The organism is Methanosarcina sp. UBA5 (genome assembly GCF_002505485.1).
Lineage (GTDB): Archaea > Halobacteriota > Methanosarcinia > Methanosarcinales > Methanosarcinaceae > Methanosarcina.
Genome location: NZ_DAVG01000062.1, coordinates 1 through 21,134 on the forward strand (window position 1 = coordinate 1; position 21,134 = coordinate 21,134).

Genomic DNA, 21,134 nt, shown 5'->3' on the forward strand with positions numbered 1-21,134 from the left:
AGTAAGGCTTATGAGTCTATAATTAAGTTCTCTTCGGAGTGATTTCTCTTCTGCCGAATACTTTCATATTTCAGGTGTATTCTTGTATCCTCTTCAAATTCAAAGGAAAATTTTCCAACCTGAAAAATATGAAACAATTTTGTCGTACGGTTATAAAGTTGAATGTGTCTTGTGAATACGTTTTTATGACTTAATTACATTTTCAACTTTTTACCAAATATGTGAAACTCACTTTTTACCCATACAATTTGAAGAGGATACGTATTCTTCTTTTTTACTACATTGGGAGCGTTTCTTTTTAATAATGTTACTTATTTTTGTATCTAGTAAATGAGTAAAGAAGCCCGTAATTATGCTGAAAGTTTAATTCTTTTAGAAATTCTTCTGAATATAAGGAATAAAACATTCTTTCAATAAATCTAATACTCTATTAATTTTTCATAGTACTTAAAAATTTATCGTCTTTTCTTCTAATGTCCTCACTCCTAAAATTGCCCTGACCCGACGAAAATGAAATTATCTCAAACAAAATTCTATTTTTTCTATGAATTTTGTTCTTTACGCGACTGCAAAATCTCTTAAATATTTCTTTAAGTTTTGCAAAAAACACTTTTCTACATATTGATTTTTATTATTTAGATTGGATTCTTGCAAAAACATCTAAAAAAACGCAAATAAAAATTCTTTTTAAATGATTCAGGCAATTATAGAAAAATATTTAATGAAGAATTTTTTACTATCAAGTGAAAAAATAGATAAATCTGGAGGTTAAACTTTGAAAATAAGGGTTGTGAGTTCTAGAGAAGAAATCTTTACACTGAATCCAAATGAGAGAATAGTGCATCTGGCCTTTAGGCCTTCAAACAAGGATATTTTTTCACTGGTTGAGAACTGTCCGAAGATTGAGGTCATACAGCTTCCGAAATCTTACAGGCGTACCGTTTCTAAATCTATAGAAATGTTCCTTGAAATGCAGCGTATCCAGCTCATCGAAGGCGATGTCTGGGGCCACAGGAAAGACATAAACGAGTATTACCGTATTCCTTCCTCAATAATTGAAGAAATAAGAGAGCTGAAAACTGAAGGTAAATCCACTGAGGCTATTGAGGAAAAGATCTCAAGGGAAAGCAAACTTAATCCTGAGATGGTTGCTTATATCCTTAGAAAAGATGTTACGGCCTGAGAGGCTGAAGCAGCAGCTTTAACTTCTCCTCATTTTTCTTTCTTTTTATGTTTTGTTTCCTACTGTTATGTTTTATCCTTTTTTATAGGCTCAGTAATTCTTCGCAATCCGCTCTTTTTAATATTTGAGTCCTCTATAACTCTCATCTTATTCAATTTCTTACTTTTCCAACATTTTCTATTTTATTATTCTATAACTTTTAATACTTATAAAATTTTATTATCTTTCTATTTATTATGCTCCTTTATTTTCTCTAACAGTGCTTTCGAATTTTTTGTAGACCTTGATAGTATAACCTAAATCAAATTGAATGGAAAAAGCGTAATCTTCTGCTGGGTACAACAGCTTTTGCTCTGTTTTTGGTTAATATAATTAGTTTCAGGACCGAATGGAGCTAAACTTGTTCTTATAGTAAAAGGATCATTTCTCAAAATTTCTCATTAACATTTCTCAATTGCGCTTATTGGAATGGACTCTAAGTTTGAAGTTCAGATTTCGCTAGAAAGGCTATTATGTTTGATTTTTACATAAAATTCGTAAGTTATATATAAAAACATACAGAATTTCACGTCATGGCATATGAAAAATGGATTGACGTTACAAAAGGAATAGGTATTCTATTAGTTATACTTGGACATAGTAATTTTGATCAATCTTTTTTAGCAATAATTCATGCATTTAATATGCCATTATTTTTTTTTATTAGTGGTTATTTATATCATTATGAAAAATACAAACGGCAGCCAAGTTATTTTATCTCTCAAAAATTTAAGAGACTTGTAGTGCCATATTTTGTAACAAATATTATTATTCTGTGTACATTCACTTTGCTCTCTTTCTTTAAACTAAATTCTTTTAGTAGCAACTCTGCATTAAAACCTTTAATCGGAGTTTTTTATGGAAACGGAGCACCCTTAAATCCACCAACCCAATTTACAAATTTATTGAGTGTTCCATCTTGGTTTTTATTAGGTTTATTCTGTGCTTCTTTAATCCTATACATAATTGCTTATTCTCATGAACACTATGGATTAATTTTCAGCAGTCTTCTTTCTTTTTTAGTTATATTGTTTGGTTTTAAAATCAGTAAATCGGTTTTTCTTCCCTGGAGTTTTGATATTGCCTGTGTTTCAATGATTTTTATGTTCCCAGGATATTTATTTAAATATTCCAAAGTGAATCGGTTACATAATTATAAGGTAAATTGGCTACATAACTGCAAGGTAAATTGGTTACCTGATAAATCTAAAAATAATTTCTATGATTTCAGCTTCATTTTACTGTTTCTTGTTATAATTTCAGCTAATGGGAGTGTGGATATGAATACAAGATTGTATTCTAACTTGCTTTTTTTTAGTATTGCAGGTTTATTAGGAACTTATTTAACCATAAGATTCGCAAAAAATATCAGCAAAAAAGAAACATTCCTAACAAAAACACTTGTTTACCTTGGAAAATATTCTATTGTTATTTTATTGTATCATGGTTTTGTGCCAGTAGTAATCTTCGATATTATATGTAACCCTTTTAATATAAATGAAATTATATTTAATTGTCCAATTCTCTATAGTCTTGTTATGCTAGTTTCTTCTATAGTAACAATAACTGCTCTTAAAAGGTTACATGTTTTAAATAAAATATATTCTTTATGAGCCTGATTGTTGAACCTTTCCAAAATTTCAGGTTCTTCTAGAGTTTATCCTCCTCTCCAATTCTCTATTTGAGAGAAGGTTTGTAATCCCTTTCACTAATGCAGTAATAATTTACAGTCATCCCTAAAGTATAGCTAAAAACAGTGCTTTCCTATGAAAAGCATTTATTTCTGAGGCCTTTTTTCTAAGCCAGGGGCTTCTTCTGAGACAGGTAATTTTGCTTCACTATACTTATCTGAGTGCCTGCTTTCACTATCGATCCCATAGTTGTGGCTCTGTAAAAATCCTGTTGTTGGAGGAATCTCGAACACCTGTGATTCAATACGTGAGCTGGATCTCAATATTGAATCTAATCTATTTCTATCTATTTTTAGAGAATTTCTACAGTTATAATTGAGACCATTGAGGATAGTAATATCTTTTTGATAAGGTTTATAGAAGCCTGGCACTAAATCTTTTAAAATTTCAATCAGGTAAGGGTGGATTCTCAATTTTCTGCAATATTGAAATATACTTGTTTTCTATATTTTCCCACGAGTAATTTTTCAAAACAAAATCCATACCATTTTTACCCATAGTACTCCTCATTTCGTCCCTTGCCAGGAGAAGATCTAGACATGCCTTAAACTCTTCATAGTTTTCATAGTACAGGCCGGCATTGCCTCTTATACACTGACCTTTTAACACGTCACACTTCCCATTTACAAGTACAGGAGTTTTACAGAGCCAGGATTCTAGCAGGACCATGGACAAACTTTCGTACTTTGAGGGCATTACTAATAGTTTTGCCGCTTTAATCCCATCAAACTTGTCCTGTTCGGGGACGAAACCTAAGGAAAGGATATCTGGGCTTTGGGGGATTTTCATAGTCTGTTTTCCCAGTAATACGAGTTTAACAGAAGATTTCTCTTCTTTTTTATATCGAAGAAAATACTTAAATAGCTCCTGACAACCTTTAGACTCATCTACTCTTCCAACAAAGATTATGAAATTATCCAGGTTATACTTCCGGGCAAAAAAAACTGCATTAGTTCTATCCGGAATATCTATACCTACACCCACAACATCAGAAGGTATATTCGAAACTCTGAATTTTGAGGTGACAAAATTTTTCTCCTCTTCGGTATTAAAAATAAGCCGCCTGGGGGATTTGAAGAGTGAGTCGAATATTGACAAATAGATAGGCGGTTCGTCATGTGCCGTAGGAACAATCAGAGCTTTTTCTTTTACCTGCGGAAGGCCAAAGAAGGTAGTACAGTAAAGATAAGTAAAAAAGATAAAGCAAGTATAATCATCTTCAGCATTTTTTATATAATTTAAAAGATGTGTTGAGTACGGGCCTTGCAGTTTCATCCATTTAATTTCGTCTTCGTAGGTGGGACTATTACCAAAAATGTTCTCAGAGAATTTATTAAATTCCAGTAAATCTCTTTCGTAATCAACGCGAAATCTCCTGACTTTCACTCCGTTTAAGGTTTCAATCCCTGCAGGGTATTCATTCTTCCATGTTATGTAGTCTACCGCACAGGTGGTTAACACTTCTATCTTAAAGTATTTTGATAAGTGTTCAGCTAAGAGCCTGCAATGAAATTCGGCCCCTCCGTTAACTTCCAGGCCGTAACGCTGGACAACGAAGGCGATTTTCATTCGATCACCTGTTGAATATATTCTTTTAATGAATTTTCCATGGTCGGTCTTTCAAAATTTTTTAGTCTTTCTCTTTGTTTCTGGATTATTTTTTTTCTGAAAACTTCATTCTTTACTACAAGATTAATCATTTCTGCAATCTCATCGCTTTTAAGTTTGTTAATCAGAATTCCCGAGTTTCCAAGAGTATCCGGGATTGCAGTACAATTATAGGCGAGAACAGGTGTGTCAAAGTACATACTCTCAACAAGCGGGACACAAAAGGTTTCCCATTCGCTCATACACAAGAAAACATCAGCCAGTTTATAGTAAGAAATTAGATCCTCCATTGAGACTTTTCCAGGAATATAAACATCTTTTAGCTTTAGCTTCTGAATAATCTCCTGCAGTTGATCTAGATAATTTTCGCAACCTTCAAAATTCCCTATCAAAAACAAACGTGATTTTGGATTTATAAGCTTATAATATGAGAATATTTTCAAAATAAGATGTTGGTTCTTTTGAGGAATAATCCTTCCAACAAAAAGAAGATTCACGTAATCGTCATCAAATTTCGACAAGGTATTTTCATTCGGACTTTTATTGTAAATATTAAGGTCCAGTAAAAGTGGAAAAATTTCAGTATTTTTAAATCCCAGGTTATTCAGCTCTAGCTGTGTATATCGAGAATTTGCCAATGCCAGGTTTGTTATCTCTGGATATAAATTGAGCTCCTCTCTTCCCTGTACCAGTAAATACTGGATGTAATCGTTGATTCCATAAAGGTATTTTTCAGGCGTAATTCCATGAAACCTTATTATTTTTTTATCTGGCAACTTTCTTACATAATGAGAGACATCGGAGCCTATTGAGAAATGAAATATTAAAACGTTATCTTTTGAAGAGACTTTGTCATATTCAAGATGTTTTTTAGCATTCATTTCAGGGTGGATATTTTCAGCGTATATCTCTGATTCATAACCCCATTTTCTAAGGGTTTTGTTAATCTCAATAACCTCATTGCCTATTGCATCACCAGGGCTAAAGGTCGGCAATATTTGATGAATTTCCATATTTAAGCCTCTTCAAGAAACCGTACATATTTTTCAACAATCCGGTCCCAGTTAAAGTTCTCATCTACATATTTTTTCCCATTTATAGCCATTTTTCTTCTTAATAGAGGATTATTTAAGTAAAAGTTAATGCATCCTTCAAATTCTTCAAAATTCTTAAAATACAATCCAGACCTACCTTTAATACAGTGATTCTTTGTTACAGCGCATCCTGAATGAACCAGAACTGGTGTGAGGCATAACCACGATTCCATAATCACTATTGAAAAGCTTTCGTTAATTGAGGGCTGACAAAGAAGACTTGCAGCAGCAAAAGCATCATATTTATCCTGCTTTTGAACAAAACCCAGGTCAAGAATCTCTTTTTTAAACTTTTCCGGAATACTGACTTCTCCACTTCCTATCAAGACGAGCTTAAGCTCATTCTGATTCCTCAGTTTATACTTACAAAAAAAGTCAATTAGAAGAGGAGTGTTTTTACCTGGCTCCCGCCTTCCAGCATAAAGAATGAAATCGCTGTGTATTCCATATTTCTCCCGAAATCTCTTTGCTTCAAAGGAAATATTGGTATCTATTCCTTCTCCAAGAATTATTTGCTTGCCCTTAATATCGAATATCTCGTTTGCCAGTTTTGCTTCGGGTTCAGCATGGTATATTAGCCCTGCCACGTTCTGGAACATATTTTTATAAATGTCCATATATGCATAGCTCTCATCGTGAAGACAGGGTATCAAAAATGATTTTTTGGGATGGATTTGAGACCCGTAATATGTAGTTCCGAACATGTAAGGTATGAACAAAAAATAGTTGTAGTCCGAACCATGAATATCAATATAATGGCAAAGATCGTCGCTGTTAATCATCTCTTCGATGTATATCTGTTCTTCCTTTGCCGAGATTTTCTGGTTATGCATCAATTTCGAATTAACGCGATCGAATAATTTGATATTCCTTTGTCGGACTTTAAATCTTCGAATTGTGACGTTTTTTAATTGAGATACTCCTTCTTCGTAATAATTGGAGTTCCAGTCCGAATTGAACTCTTTCACGCAGGTAGTAAGGATTTCAACTTCAATCCCATTTCTGGAAAGATTCTCAGCCGTGTTTTTACATTCACTCTCTGCACCGCCTGGAATCTCTCCATACCAGGGAACAACAAATGCAATCTTCATTAACACTGCTCCAAAGTTATCTCACAAACTTAAAGAAAGTAAAAAGCAATCAAAATCTTTACTTATTCACGATTTTTCTTGTTACTAACCTCTTTATTTTTTCCCAATTACTGCATAATCCTGGGCTCCATATAAGGCATTATTTATCATGTCTATATTTTGATTGGAGATTTCAATCATTGATTTATCCCCTTCTGCATCCTCGAGACTTGGAAGCTTTTTCAATTTCATTTCAGGAGTTACAGGGGACAAAAATTTCGTTTCGATATCCCGAAAACCTGCAGTATTGACTAAAAACTTTAGAGTCTCCGGATGCACAGGTTTTACGTGAGATAGGTCTATGTAAAAGTTCGCTAAGGAGAACAATGAGAGAGGATTAACTGTCTCGACAATTATGTAAAAACCGTATTTCATTTTTTTGTTGCAAAGGTTCAACATATTAACGAGATACCTGGGATTGAGGTGTTCAACTACCTGACTTATGAAAATTCCATCGAGGCTTTTGTCTTTGATCTCCTCAAGAGCTTTTATAGCATCTTTTAGTTCGGCATTCAAACCCCTAGACTTACAGAAGTTTATCATATCTTCATCGACATCAATTCCTCGAGCATTGATGCCTTTCTGTTTTGCTAATTCCAGAAATTCTCCCCGTCCACATCCAATATCAAGCACATTGGTACAATTTTCAAAATAGCCTATAAAGTTTGTCTGATGTTGCAGGATATTTTCTCTCGAACCGCGGAATCTTTCTTCAAATATATAATAATTAATCGGGGAGTCAGCGTTCCCAGAGGAACTAATCTGGGTATTAGCGTTTCCAGAGGAATTATTCTGGGCATTAACCTTTCCGAATGAATTATTCTGGGCATTAGCCTTTCCTGAAGAATTAATCTGAGCATTAGTTTTTCCGGAGGCATTAATCTGGTGGTTAGCCTTTCCAGAGGAATCTGTTCCTTGGTTTTCGAGTCCTTTTTGTATTCTGGATTCAAGTACTTTATTAAGCCAGGCTTTGTTCTCAAGGTCCAGATTAATAGCAGAAACTACGGATTCTACTTCTTTCTTTATACTGCTGACAACTTCAGATTTCAGCTGTTCAGATTCAACTTTTAACTTTTCAGTTTCACTACTTAATTGCTCAACTTTGGATTTTAATAATCTGTTTTCGTCCTCGAGTTCTTTAATTCCCGATTTTAATTGCTCCACTTTATCAGAACAGGAGTCTGCTACTTCCTTTGCATTACCGAGAACGCCGGCAAGGTTATAATTAAGTTCACTTTGCTTCTGGAATACGGGATCGACATAACGTCTGACCTCCCCATGAACTAATTTTCTACCTTTTATCAAAAAGGTCCCCAAAAATGGACGATGAGAACTGATTGAATAGTTATTGTTACAAATATCGCAATCCGAACTGATTATTCCGGATTCGTGAGGACTTCTTGTTTTTGAGGAGATCTCTGAAAATACCTGTTCTATTTCTTCAGTACTCTTAGGATCCTCATTTTCTTTTCTTTCCTTTATATTCTCACGAATTTTTTCCATAATCTCTTCAACATTGATTTCATCGTCTTTTATCTCGAATGTATCCACTTTTGATTCCTCTAACCTGCATTCATCCGGGTTTTGCTCTACTTTTGCATTAATGTTGAGTAAAGGCTTATTAGTAATTTCCTGAAACCAGAAACAGCCTTCCTGCACAAGGTCAATTTGCAACTGATATTCTCCGTTTTCTTCAGGAGCAATGATATCTACTTGAAAATCACGTTGTTCTTGAGGATTTAAAGCAGGCAATATTTCAGTCCTGAATCCGTCAAAAACTTCATAAGTGCCGTCAGTCTTCAGCCAGTGATATGAAATATTTACGGGATAAGGAAATAGTGATACAAGGCGTTCTTTTCCTTTGTTTTTGATTGTTACACATAACTGGAATTTTTCATTTGTAGAAATAGTAAGAGTTTCCTTTTCCGATAAAATTTCTATGTCTATTCCATTGGTGTCTAGTTTTTTAGGATTTAACTCTTTAAAAATTGTATCTTTATCTATACTTTTTAAGGAGGCTACAGAAAAAATAGTTCTGGCATTATTGCATTCTTCTGGGCTAAAAGGACGAATCAAAGAGCCAAGGAAATCTGGATAATTGTTAACCCATGTGACTACATAAGGGAAAGATTTTTTCAACATTAAAGAGAGACTTTGAGGGGTTTGCTCATTAATATGCATTAAGTCCTCATAAAATGTCCTGGGGTTTTGTGGAATATAGACATCTATAGATTTTGCTACTTTCCTTTTTTCCTCATAGGCATATTGATAATATAATTTATTAGGAAAAGTATGAACAATAAATAATCCATCTTCTTTAAGAATGCTTGTAATTTTTTGAATCATTAATTCAAGTTTATTTTCCTCAATATGCTCAACAAAATCCGTAGCAATGATTCGATCAAACTTATTATTAAATTTATAATTTAGAAAGTCCTCTTCAATAAACTGCAGGTTATTTATTTTATTATTGTCCAGATATGTGGCTTTGGCAATCTGAATTGCAGAAGAAGAATAATCGATTCCGGTTACTTTAGCTCCAGACTGAGATAATACATAGGAAAGTTCACCCCTCCCACAACCGATATCCAGTATTTCCATATCTTTTCTTGGATTAACAAGGCAACATGCCGCAATTAATCTGGGATCTTCAAGTTTCTTGCCCTGGTATTTTTTGAAAGAATTATATCCTCCACAGTCACCTAAAAAATAATTTGAATTATAAGTAGATTTTAAATTTGAATAATTTTTATCAGCATATTTTGTGAAAATATGTTTAGCTGAATCTTTTATTTTAATTAATAATTCGCCTGCACATGCAGGGATTGTAAATGAAAAATCAATGAAATCTTTGTATTTATTTAGGAAATAAGTTACACTGAATAAGTTTTCATTGGACCAAAAATGGCTGTCTACCAGAATCCAGCTTCCTTTTTCCAATGCCAGCTCGAGATTGTGAAATGTTTCGTCTCCATCGTACTTGGCATCTACATGAATCAGATCATAAAAATCTCCTGGCAAAGCAGTTATTGACCGGTTATTCGCTAATAAAAAGTCTGAATTATAGTCTTTCGTGAGTTTCTTAGCCCAATTTACTTCTTTTTCAGCTCTATCAATATTGCCAGAATCATTTATTCCCAGATATGTTGCGTTTTTAGATGCTTTTAAAAAAGTTATTGCACTGTATCCATATCCGACGCCGATTTCTAAAATTGATTTGGGTTGAATCATTTTGGCAATTGCATACTTCATACGATAATAATCAACCCATTCGTTAAAGAGATATGATAGTTCATCACTAGGAAATACGTAATCTCTGAAATCATAATCAGTATTATTGTAGATAGAGATTAATTCATCCAGCATATTTCGGTCTCCAAAATCAACTAACTATATTTTAAGTTTTATTGAAATTTTAGATTATAACCTGATATTCTAAAGTATAATACTTATTTGTCGAAATGAGGACCGATCTTTTATTGAACTGACACCTTAGGATTCATGTTGAAAACACCCGAATAAATGATCGAATCATCTCGAGAGATAATTTTTAAAATATCTACATCGTGAGCCATTAATAAATATTCTTCAAAAGATCCTCTGTCATATCCTTTGTTTGCTACTCCTACAGATAAGGAATAATTTCCGGCAGATAAAGGAATTTTCATTTTATAAGTGATTTTAGCAACCTGTTCTTTCTTCAGTGGTGGAGTCTTTATTCCCATGCAGTAAGTATTTGTCTCGAATACCGATACTCCTAGATTGTCTCTTACATGCAGTCCATAATGAGGTTCAGATAAATCTTTAAGACTTTTAATTTCATAAACAAATTTTACTGTCTGCTCGCTCTCAATATAAGATATCCTTTCATCTCGTTCATTCAATATATTAAAAGAAAGGATTTTAACCTCACCTGTTGAAGTGCTTGATGTTTCTCCTCCTTTTCTATCACTAACTTTTACAACCTCAACTTCCGCATTTCCCATATGCGATTTCTTTAAAATCATTCCGTAGTAAAAATCAATAATAGTTTTCGGATCACCATAGTCAAGAACACGACCTTTATCCAGCAATATTGCCGAGTCACATAAAGTTTTCACGGCGTTCATATCGTGTGATACAAAAATAATGGATCCGCCTGTGTTTTTAAATTCAAGGATTTTTCTCATGCATTTTTGCTGGAAATAAGCATCCCCTACCGACAGAGCCTCATCGACAAGGAAGCATTTAGGTTCTGCGTGTATTGCAACTGAAAAGGCCAGTCTCATCAACATACCTGATGAATAAGTTCTAATTGGCTCATAAATGAATTCTCCAAGTTCGGCAAAATCCATTATATCAGTTTTTTTCTCATCAATTTCTGCTCTTGTCATTCCTAGGAAAGTTCCATTCATATAAATATTCTCAATACCTGTAAGCTCAGGGTTAAAACCCGTCCCGAGTTCCAGCAGGCCTGTGATCTTCCCATCGATCTCTATTGAGCCGGCATCTGGAAGCAAAATTCCGGAAAGAATCTTCAATATTGTTGATTTACCTGCACCATTTTGTCCGACAATCCCAAGGGTTTCACCTTCCTGTACCTCAAAAGAAATATCTTCCAGTGCAACGATATCACGATGGTATTTCTTTCGGAAACAGATTTCCTTGAGCCTGTCAGCCGGGGATTGATATGACTTGAACCTTTTTGAAATACCTGTTACTCGCATCATTTTTTATTCACAACTTTTAATTTCTTAAATAAAGTCCCGAACATCCCTTTCAAGCTTTTTGAAAGTAATACCTGCACACAGCAGAATTGCAAAACTCAACAGGCACAGAAATAGGATAGCTTTTAAATCTGGACTCTGATCATATATAAAGACACTATGGTATGCATGAATGAATGTAAAAGCCGGATTATAGATCATAATCTTTTTGACATATTCTGGAAGTATATCATAAACATATACAATCGGTGTAAACCAGAACCAGAACTGAAGTGCGATTCTTATGATTTCTCTTAAGTCCCTTACAAAAACAACAAATATTGCTATAAGAAATCCAAGGGAATAGGCAAAGAGCTGCTGTACCAGATATATTAATGGAACAAATAAGACCAGAGGTTTCACGCCATATCCACTAATTAAAAGTAAAAACAGGAATACTCCCATTGTCACGACAAAAGTGATACTCTCTGAAATAGCAATATAAAGAGGGAATGAAGAAAGATCAACCTTTACTTTGGTGATTATATGTTTTTTATCTAAGAAAACAGTAGCCGTTCTTAAGACCGTGTTTGAAAAAGCGTTCCATGCGACTACACCAGAAGTAAGATAAAATCCATAAGCGTATACCGAAGAAGAGCCCGGTAAACGCGATCCCATAAGATTAGCAAATATGACAGTAAATATGAAAATATCTACAAGCGGATAAATAAAGTTCCACAAAGCTCCTAAAGTAGATCCAGAGTATTTTTCAGTAATATCTCTTTTTGCTAATTCAAGAATTAAACCTATATTCAAATTAATATCTCCTGATTATTACTTCGTCGGGATGAAAGAATATTATATTTTTTTCGAGAAATAATCTGATTACCGGAGTCATCTATCACAAAAACAATTTTCGCAGACAATATTTTTTTTCATGCTATTTTCAAAAATAGAGATATCAAACATAGCTGCTCTTTTAAAACATTCATTTCCATAGCTTGACGGATTTTTCGAGATAATCTTCACTGCCCTGATTATACTTTGAACATCTGCTTTCACAAACATGCCGGTTTTCCCGTCGATTACCGTTTCCTTAAATCCACCTTCGTTTACAGCTACTACAGGTTTTCCACTTGCCATAGCTTCTACAGGTGTCATCCCGAAATCCTCATCCATAGCAGTGCAGACAAAACCTCTACAGCGGGAATAAAGGTCAATTAATTCCGTCTCAGAAACCTCACCAAGAACCTTTACGTTTTCAGGTAAATTGTCAAGAATATTTTTTGCGTAACTTTTTGCATGATCTCCTTTGGAATACCCCCCAACAATGACAAGCTTTTCTTCAGGCATCTTCTTGAACGCCTCAATTTGAATTTCCACTCTTTTTTCAGGGTAGAGCCGGTTTACTGAAAGCCAGAAGTCTCCGTACTCTTTACAGGTAAATTTCGAAGTGTCTACAGGGGGGTAGATAACTTCAGCATCCCTGTGGAAATACTTTTTGATTCTTGTTGAGGTATTTTTAGAGTTAGTTACGATTTTACAGATGTGGGAAAGGTAGTATTCGGAAATTGGCCTGTGGAGCCCTACCCAGATCCGGAAGAAAATCGAAATCCAGAGGGGTTGCCTACTGATAAAGGTTTCATAAAGATCATAGAAAGCTCGTGTAGGAGTATGGCAGTAATACAGGTTGGGCTTATGTTTCTTTGCCGCGAAATGTGCCCAGTTGCCTGAAAAAATGAAAAAATCGTATTCCTTTGAAAAATCACAGGCCGCAAAGTGAAAAGATGCAGAGATTTGCTTCAGAGGAGGTACTTTTGGGGTTTTTCCCAGACTGATTATTCGTATGTCGGGATACCCCATCTTTTTTACGGACTCCATATTCAAGTCAGTAGTGATAACATCGGCATTGAAATATTTTGCGAGCATGAGGACAAGTTTCTCTCCGCCGCCAATAGCTCCAAAATAATCATGAAATATGGCTATTTTCATCGATTTCTCACTTTTTTCAGGGGTTTAAACAAATGCAGATAAAAGGATAATAAAATTGTAAATGTAAACTTTGAGTTCCCCGTGAGTGGGAAGAACACAGTATCAGATTTTTATATTCTGTAATTCCTGATCTATCATTTAATTAGTAATACAAAATTTTATCAGTGGCACCTGACTTCCAATTAATAGTGTCCTATTTCCTGCAAGATTTCTATAATTCATTAAGCTCAACGGTTATAAATATATTGAAAATTGTATTTCAACAGTAAAGACATATGATACTTTCCAGATGAGATGGTTCATTAGATATATATAATACTTCCCAGATGAAGTGGTTCATTAGATTACGAGATTAGACGGTTCATCCTATTTGTTAAAAAGAGTTAATTTTCGTCTAAACATCATTTTAAACGTCACTTTAGTGTTATTTACTCTCATTAATACACTGGTCTGAAAAGGACGAATCCAATACTCAGTCTATAGTTACAACCTCTGGTTATACAGGTTAAGGTTATTCACGTTATCACCTGGATCGTAAAACCTTAAAGTTATTATATTAATTCAACTACTATCAAAGATTAGTTACTTTTAAGTGCAACGAAAGTAGACAGTTAAAAACTAAAAGAGATGGTTACAACGAACAAAGGCATGGGATGTCCGGTGGCAAAACGGCCCGCTCATAGATTAAAATTCGGTATTATTTCTTTGACCGCAGTTGTGTTAGTTGCTTTTCTCATGCGCATGATCTCATATTCCACGGTTACTGCAAACGGAAGCATAACTTTCTTTGGATATGATAGTTTCTACCATATGCGGCGCATTTTATATACAGCTTCCAATTTTCCTCATTCCCTTAATTTTGATTCTTACATTAATTATCCCGGAGGTTTTCAAGTCGGGTGGCCTCCTTTTTTTGACTTCCTGGGCGCGCTGCTTGCAAAAGTTCTGGGAGGAGGCAATCCAAACCTGTATACTACCGAATTTGCAGGAGCCCTGCTGCCAGTGCTTCTGGGAGTTTTGACAATAATTCCACTGTATATAGCAGCTGCCTCGGTATTTGACCGGAAAAACGCACTTCTTGGAGCCTTGATTTTTGCAGTGATTCCAGCACATGTCTACATATCCCGGTTTGGAGCAGTTGATCATCACGTAGCAGAGACTCTCCTCTCAACTTCAGCTTATGCATGTTTTATACTTGCTTTAAAATGGGCAAGAGAGAGCTCCCTTTCCCTGACCTCTCTTAAAACTATCTCTTCCGAAAAGAAACTAATTAAATCGCTAGCTCTCGCAGGAGTATCCGGACTATTCTTTGCACTTCTGATTTACACATGGATAGGGGCCCTAGTTTTTATAAGCTTTATCGTATTTTACGCATTCATACAGACAATAATCGACCTTAAAGCGGGGAAAAACTCAGACTATCTCTTTATTTGTTCGATTACAACCCTGCTTGCAACGCTTCTCTTTACCATCCCCCTATCAGCAGGTTCCGTGCGTCTGGGTCTGGAAATGAGCGCAATGTACCTTTCCTGGTTCCAGGTATTCTATGTGTTCAGCATGCTAGCTGGAACTTTAGTTATCTGGGGGTTTTCCTTATATATCTCGAAAAAAGATCTGGACTGGAAGTACTATCCAGCCATCTTAATACTGGTCTCTGTGGCAGGGCTTCTGTTTCTGAGGACTTTTTCTGCCGAAACCTATGCTTTTGTAGTTGAAGGAATGAGGTTCTTCCTCGGAAAAGGTGAATACACAAGCACGATTACCGAAGCTCTGCCAATGTTTTTAACCGCAGACGGAAAACTTACGTTTTCGGCAATACTGGGAAGTCTTGGGCTTTGCTTCCCTGCTGCTCTGGGAGGATTTTTCCTGCTCGTCCTTGAGTGGAAGGGAGACAAATCAAAGCCTGAAGGAGTGTTTTTCCTCTTATGGTCAGTCTTTTTCGCATATTTAATGCTATCTCAGAGGCGTTTCTCATATCTGTTCGCAGTAAACGTCTCAATCCTTACCGCATACTTCCTCTGGGTTTTACTCGAGTCTTTTAACTTTGAGACTGAAGTAAGAAAGCTGGTGAAATCTGTCCCGATTCCCGGAAATAATACAACTTTTACATCTAATGCAGAAAAAGAAACAAGGTCAAAAAAGGCAGAAAAAGAAACAAAATCAAAAACAAAATTAAAGCTAAAAACAAATAATCCTTCAGGCTCAAAAAAGAATTCTCAACCCGACTACTTCAAAATCGTCTCATCCCTGGTACTTATAGGGTTTGTATTTATACCCTGCATATGGGCAGGATTTGCTTTTGCAAAAGATGATGGCTTGATTGATCCTGTATGGAAGGACTCACTCACCTGGCTTGGAGCCTCGAGTCCTGAGACTTCTTATTACCTTCAGCCTTCTGGAACTCCAGAATATGGAGTTTTGAGCTGGTGGGACTACGGAAACTGGGTCGTTTACCAAGCTAAAAGACCTGCAGTCTCAAACAATTTCCAGACCGGCATAGATGATTCTGCACATTTCTTTACAACGGATTCCGAGGCAGAAGCAAAGGCGATTATGGAAAAGCTCAAAGTAAAGTACGTAATAACCGATGATCTGATGGCAGGAGGCAAGTTTGGGTCTATTGTTAAGCTTGCAGGCGGGGATATAAGCAAGTATCTAAATGTTCAAACCGTCAACGGAAATGGCGGGCTTCAGACTGTTGCAACTGCTAAAGAGAAATATACGAAAACCGAATTATACAGGCTTCAAAAACTTGACGGATCAAATCTTGGAAACCTGAGGCTTGTTCATGAGGGTACTGCCCCTGAGGGAAATAATGACACAAGTAGTAGTGACGTAAAGATATTCGAATTTGTCCCCGGGGCCAGGCTTTCAGGTACTGCAGACCCAGGACAAAACATTACTGCGACTCTTGAGCTCAGCTCGAATACGGGCCGAAAATTCACATATCAGAATGAAGCAGTGTCAGATAAAAACGGTTCATTTGAAATAACCGTACCTTACTCGACCGAAAATACGGCAGGTGGAGTCAAAGCTCTGTCGGCTTACTCCCTGAATGCAGGAGGAAATACCACAGTCTCAGAAGTCCAGGTAACGGAAAAGGATGTCCTTGAAGGGAACAGGGTAGAGGTGAAAATCCCAGACTCAAAATGAGGACTTTCTGAACCGGATCTTTAAAATGAAAAAAGAAATTAGAATCTTTTTAAAAATGAAGAGAGGAAAAGAACTCTTTCCGTTCTCTTTTTCCTCTTCCCCTTTTATTATTTCTTGAAACGGCTTTACTCAATTTTTGAGAAGAATACTTTAGTTGTGGGGCTGGCGCCTAAAATCTAAAACAAAAATCTTGAAAATTTCATTCTCCCGTGCTTTCGACTCCTACGGCGCTCAGGAACCTTTTCACTACGGCCTCATTAACCAGCCTGAGTAATGTCTGCCGGTCTTTTGTAGCGCTGAAAACTCCAAGGGGAATCTGGGCTCCTGCTGCGTTTGCGTGTCCACCTGCATCTTCTCCAAAAGCCTGGCGCATAACTTCGCCGAGGTTAATTCTGATATCATTGCTTCGCCCGGAGATATAGATGCGGTCTTCAGTGACCCCAAAAACCACGGTTGTAGAGATCCCTTCAAGGCTTAAAAGGTAATCTGCAGCCTGAGGGAGCGTATCCCTATCCCTTATATTCCCGACATTTGAGAGAAGGTAACTTCCCAGCACCTGCCGGTTCCTGATGGCTTCGCCGAGTACTTCAAGGGTTTCAATGGCCATTGAAGGCTGTTCAAGCTGGTCAAGAATCCCATGGTTCGAAAGTGGGTAAAGGTACGAAGCAGCTGAAAGATCTGCAGGGTCGGTCTTCCGCTTGAAATCCTGGGTGTCAGTCCGGATTCCATAGAGCAGGGCTGTTGCCAGCGTCTTGGAGATATTGATATTGAGTTGCTGCAGGTACTTTGTCATTATAGTAGCCGTTGCCCCGAAATTAGGCCGGATATCTATGTACTCAGCCTTTATCTCGGTTTCTCCTGGTGGGTGATGGTCAATTACAATACCCACAAAAGAATTGGGGGGAACCATGTTGTTAACGCCGGGAACAGAGCAGTCTATCAGGGCGATTTCATCGAAGCCTTTGAGGCCGTTCTCTTCCATCTTGCCGAGGTCAATCCCGAGCAGGTTTACAAAGGCTTTATTTTCCTGATGTCCGATTCTGCCATGGTAGAGGATGTTTGCCTCAACCCCTATACTTTTTGCAATCTCTTTCAGGGCCAGCCCGCTAGAAATGGCATCCGGGTCAGGGTTATCGTGAATTACAATAGCTAGTTTTTTATCTCTTATTCCTTTCAGCCACCGCGCAAGCCTGTTACCCCTATGAACAGACTCGGCTCTCTCAAGGGAACGGGAAAGGGAACTTGCGACAAGCTTCGAAGGCATAAAGACATAATCTGCCCCAAGGTCCTCCATTTTTTCCTTATTTATAATATCTGAGGCCCGGGAAAAGAGCTGAACATCAGGGTTAATTGCCTTTTTGAAATTCTCAATGCCCTTTCTGTTAGCCTCGTTATTGGAAGTCAGGAAAAGTATAACAACAACATTTTTAAGGTCAATTTTATCGACAAGCTCAGGATCGGAGATATCTCCTACAATCGCTTCAAAGCCTTCCTCCCTGAGAGTCTCAACCTTAGCTTCGTCTTTATCTACAATAATTACGAGCTTATTACTTTCCCTGAGCTCTTTTGCAAGCGCAAAACCGACACTTCCACTGCCCAGAACAAGGTATCTGGCTTTGACTGTACTTTTAAGATTGCTATCCGCATCTTTTGGAAAGTTAAGCAAAAATAGTCCTCCCTTTTTTATATAAGTCCAGACACGTGCAAAGGAAAGCAAACATTTGATCAGAATCCTGCCTATTCACATTTTACTGCAGTTAGTTAACTGTAAGGCTAACTGTAGTTTTTTGGACTGTTTTTCTTGCTTATTAGTCACTCTTACGAAACTGCGTTTTATATATCATACTCTTAAGAAATTAATATGCTTTTTATGGAAAACTCAGAAATTCCGGTATATTATGTTATATCGGAATTTAACATATATACTTAATAACATCAAATAGGTTTTCCTCGGTGTAAAAATATAAGAAATAAATTACCTCAATTGCTCTTGATATATATAATAATTTCTACGACAGTCTATAAGACAGAAAATCCATATGAACCGGAGAATTCATATGAGCCAGAGAATTAAGGCTTGCAGAAAAAATTTGAAAGATTAAACGGGTAACAAGAGACCAGATAAAATAGGCCGGCAGGGAATAGTTATGAAGTGCATCAATTCTTTGAGGATGAAGGCGATAGACCGAAATTGCGAATGCCTTGGGCTTCTATCTGTCCAGTTAATGGAAAATGCAGGGGCAGTTATTGCACAGCACATACGGGAAAAGCTTGAGAGCGGCAGAGTACTTTTTCTCGCAGGTAGAGGAAATAATGGAGGAGATGCTTTTGTTGCAGCCAGGCATCTTGCAGGCTCTTCAGGATACACTGTAAAGGTAATGCTACTTGGAAAAGCCAGGGATATAGGAACGAAAGAAGCTTTCCATAACTTTTCCCTCCTGAAGTTCAGCCGTGTGGACGTGTTCGAAATAACGGATTCGAGCCAGATTGAAGCTGCGGCTTTGGAATGGTTCCAGGAAGCTGATCTGCTCGTAGACGCAATATTCGGAACCGGAATAAGAGGAAAGCTCAGAGAGCCTGAGTCAACGGTTATCGACTTTATAAACCGGGAAGGGAAAGCCGGAAAAAATGTAATCTCGGTTGACATCCCTTCAGGACTTGACCCTGATGGCGGAGATTTTGAAAAAGCTGTACATGCAGGGCTTACAGTCACTTTTCACCATATGAAGATCGGGCTTTTGGGCGAGAAAGCAAAAGAATACACTGGCGTGATAAAGGTTGCAGATATCGGAATTTGTGCTGACGCCGAACAGTATGTTGGTCCCGGAGACCTGATGATGCTACACAGGCGGAAGTCAAGGGAACACAAGGGGGATTCTGGAAGAATCCTTGTTATAGGAGGCGGCCCGTACTCAGGAGCTCCAGCCCTTGCAGCCTTTGCAGCCCTTAAGGCTGGAGCAGATCTTGCAACCGTAGCAGTGCCTGCACCTGTAGCCGAAATTGTGGCATCATATTCTCCGAATCTGATCGTCCGAAAACTCTCTTCAAATGTTCTCTGCCCGGAAGATCTTTCAATCCTTCTGGACCTCATAAATTCCCATGACGTGGTCGTGATGGGAATGGGGCTTGGGAGAGCGGCAGAAACCCTGGAAGCTGTCCGAAAAATCCTGCCTTTTTGCAGGAAAGCGGTTCTTGATGCCGATGCCCTCTCAGCTCTCTCAGGCGCTATTTTTGAAAGCCTTGCAGGCAACTGTGAACTGATAGTAACCCCGCATGCCGGAGAATTTGCCCGCCTGAGAAATCTGGAGACCCCTGAGAGCCAGGAATCCCGTATTAAAGCTGTCAGGGAGTTTTCGGAGGAAAAAGGGGTTGTAACACTTCTCAAAGGAAAAATCGATATTATCTCGGATGGAAAACAGACTCTACTGAACAGGACAGGAAACCCAGGCATGACCGTAGGGGGTACAGGAGACGTCCTTGCAGGGCTTACAGGATCTCTTTTTTCCCGAAATCCTGCATTCCTCGCGGCAGCCTGTGCTGCGCATATTAACGGGGCAGCCGGGGATTTAGCTTTTGAGAAGGCAGGAAATGGGCTGCTTGCAACGGATGTTCTGGAAAAAATTCCTGAAATCATTAAAGAGGCCGAGATCGGGTAAAGGAGATAAAGTAAAGTCTAAATGTAAAATACTGTAAAAGTCTAAATGTAAAACTGTAAATTTGCTAAAATGGGGAGGAAATTCGTATGGTACATGAAATTGAAAGGAAAATCGAGCTGGAAATTGAAAGAAACAGGATAAGAGTTTCAATTTTTTACGGGGAAGATGAACAGGTTATAAAACTCAACATTGAAGAAGCCAGAGAACTTAGAAAAAAGCTCGATAAAGTACTTGAAGACTATTCACAAAGAAAGCAAGTCAGAATCGACTGATCCGAGAAAAAGCACTGAAATGCCAAGAAAAACCCTAAAATACTAAAAAAGGGAGATTAACAGCCAGATTGGCTCTAACCAGATAGATCAAGGTCATATTAAGTACAGAAAACGCGGTGATATTGTGGAAAAACAATTTACTCATATTGAGTCAGGCAGAGCGCATATGGTAGATATAAGCGAAAAACGTGAGATTCCGAGATTGGCGCGGGCTGCAGGGGAAATTATACTTTCAGGGGAGACTATAGAGAAGATAAAAACCGGAAACGTGGAAAAAGGCAACGTGCTTGCAACTGCGAGGGTTGCGGCCATGCTTGCGATTAAAAAAACTCCTGAGATAATTCCAATGTGCCACCAGATCTCGATCACTGCTATAGATGTGGATTTCGAGATCTGCAAAGGGATGATTTCAGCGGAGGTAGAAGTCCGGACTGTCGGGAAAACAGGAGTTGAAATGGAAGCTCTCACAGGGGTTTCGGCTGCTCTGCTGACTATATGGGATATGGTGAAATCGGCGGAAAAAGATGAGAGTGGGAATTATCCTCATACTTCAATACAAAATATCAGGGTGCTCGAAAAGCTTAAAGGGTAAAGCCCAGGGCAAGCCCATAAAAAATAAGCTTTTTAAAGG

At 37.4% G+C, this 21,134-nt stretch carries 15 protein-coding genes; 6 read left to right on the forward strand and 9 right to left on the reverse strand.

All coding sequences use genetic code 11. The features are described from left to right. Positions 1-775 precede the first annotated feature (775 nt). Positions 776-1,183 carry a DUF1699 family protein gene (locus tag BP621_RS05940; RefSeq protein ID WP_292388494.1) on the forward strand — a complete coding sequence of 136 codons (408 nt, stop codon included), beginning with the start codon at positions 776-778 and terminating at the stop codon, positions 1,181-1,183. A gap of 572 nt (positions 1,184-1,755) precedes the next feature. Next, positions 1,756-2,835, forward strand: coding sequence for an acyltransferase family protein (locus BP621_RS05945; RefSeq protein WP_292388495.1), 1,080 nt, complete (start codon positions 1,756-1,758; stop codon positions 2,833-2,835). Between the two features lie 164 nt (positions 2,836-2,999). Here BP621_RS05945 and BP621_RS05950 read toward each other — a convergent pair whose 3' ends face one another. The 8 genes from BP621_RS05950 to BP621_RS05985 form a co-directional block, all read right to left on the reverse strand. Next, positions 3,000-3,326 carry a hypothetical protein gene (locus BP621_RS05950; protein WP_292388496.1) on the reverse strand — a complete coding sequence of 109 codons (327 nt, stop codon included), beginning with the start codon at positions 3,324-3,326 and terminating at the stop codon, positions 3,000-3,002. Next, on the reverse strand, positions 3,301-4,482 hold the full coding sequence (locus BP621_RS05955) for a glycosyltransferase family 4 protein (protein ID WP_292388498.1): 1,182 nt from the start codon (positions 4,480-4,482) through the stop codon (positions 3,301-3,303). Before BP621_RS05955 ends, BP621_RS05950 begins: the two co-directional genes overlap by 26 nt. Continuing rightward, positions 4,479-5,534 (reverse strand): glycosyltransferase, encoded by a 1,056-nt coding sequence (locus tag BP621_RS05960; protein ID WP_292388499.1) that lies wholly within the window; start codon positions 5,532-5,534, stop codon positions 4,479-4,481. The genes BP621_RS05955 and BP621_RS05960 overlap by 4 nt, the downstream gene beginning before the upstream one ends. Positions 5,535-5,536: 2 nt before the next feature. Beyond that, on the reverse strand, positions 5,537-6,706 hold the full coding sequence (locus BP621_RS05965) for a glycosyltransferase family 4 protein (protein WP_292388500.1): 1,170 nt from the start codon (positions 6,704-6,706) through the stop codon (positions 5,537-5,539). A gap of 93 nt (positions 6,707-6,799) precedes the next feature. After that, the gene (locus BP621_RS05970; protein WP_292388501.1) at positions 6,800-10,111 is read right to left on the reverse strand and encodes a methyltransferase domain-containing protein; all 3,312 of its coding nucleotides are present in this window, start codon (positions 10,109-10,111) and stop codon (positions 6,800-6,802) included. 110 nt (positions 10,112-10,221) lie between these two features. Beyond that, on the reverse strand, positions 10,222-11,454 hold the full coding sequence (locus tag BP621_RS05975; protein ID WP_292388503.1) for an ABC transporter ATP-binding protein: 1,233 nt from the start codon (positions 11,452-11,454) through the stop codon (positions 10,222-10,224). A 24-nt stretch (positions 11,455-11,478) separates the two neighbouring features. After that, complete coding sequence (locus BP621_RS05980; RefSeq protein ID WP_292388504.1) at positions 11,479-12,246, reverse strand: ABC transporter permease; 768 nt, start codon at positions 12,244-12,246, stop codon at positions 11,479-11,481. A 78-nt stretch (positions 12,247-12,324) separates the two neighbouring features. Next, entirely contained in the window at positions 12,325-13,422 is a 1,098-nt protein-coding gene (locus BP621_RS05985) for a glycosyltransferase (RefSeq protein ID WP_292388505.1), read from the reverse strand. A gap of 627 nt (positions 13,423-14,049) precedes the next feature. On the opposite strand from BP621_RS05985, the gene BP621_RS05990 reads away from it, so the two are divergent. Next, a complete protein-coding gene (locus BP621_RS05990) occupies positions 14,050-16,575 on the forward strand; it encodes an oligosaccharyl transferase, archaeosortase A system-associated (protein ID WP_292388506.1) in 2,526 nt (841 codons plus the stop codon). Between the two features lie 199 nt (positions 16,576-16,774). Here BP621_RS05990 and BP621_RS05995 read toward each other — a convergent pair whose 3' ends face one another. Further along, on the reverse strand, positions 16,775-18,241 hold the full coding sequence (locus BP621_RS05995) for a DHH family phosphoesterase (protein WP_292388507.1): 1,467 nt from the start codon (positions 18,239-18,241) through the stop codon (positions 16,775-16,777). Positions 18,242-18,722: 481 nt separating this feature from the next. Here BP621_RS05995 and BP621_RS06000 point away from each other — a divergent pair, with 481 nt between their 5' ends. From BP621_RS06000 to moaC, 3 genes are all read left to right on the forward strand, one after another. Then, complete coding sequence (locus BP621_RS06000; RefSeq protein ID WP_292388508.1) at positions 18,723-20,231, forward strand: NAD(P)H-hydrate dehydratase; 1,509 nt, start codon at positions 18,723-18,725, stop codon at positions 20,229-20,231. A gap of 86 nt (positions 20,232-20,317) precedes the next feature. Further along, entirely contained in the window at positions 20,318-20,503 is a 186-nt protein-coding gene (locus BP621_RS06005) for a hypothetical protein (protein WP_292388509.1), read from the forward strand. A gap of 124 nt (positions 20,504-20,627) precedes the next feature. Then, positions 20,628-21,095, forward strand: coding sequence for a cyclic pyranopterin monophosphate synthase MoaC (gene moaC, locus BP621_RS06010; RefSeq protein WP_292388510.1), 468 nt, complete (start codon positions 20,628-20,630; stop codon positions 21,093-21,095). Positions 21,096-21,134 lie beyond the last annotated feature (39 nt).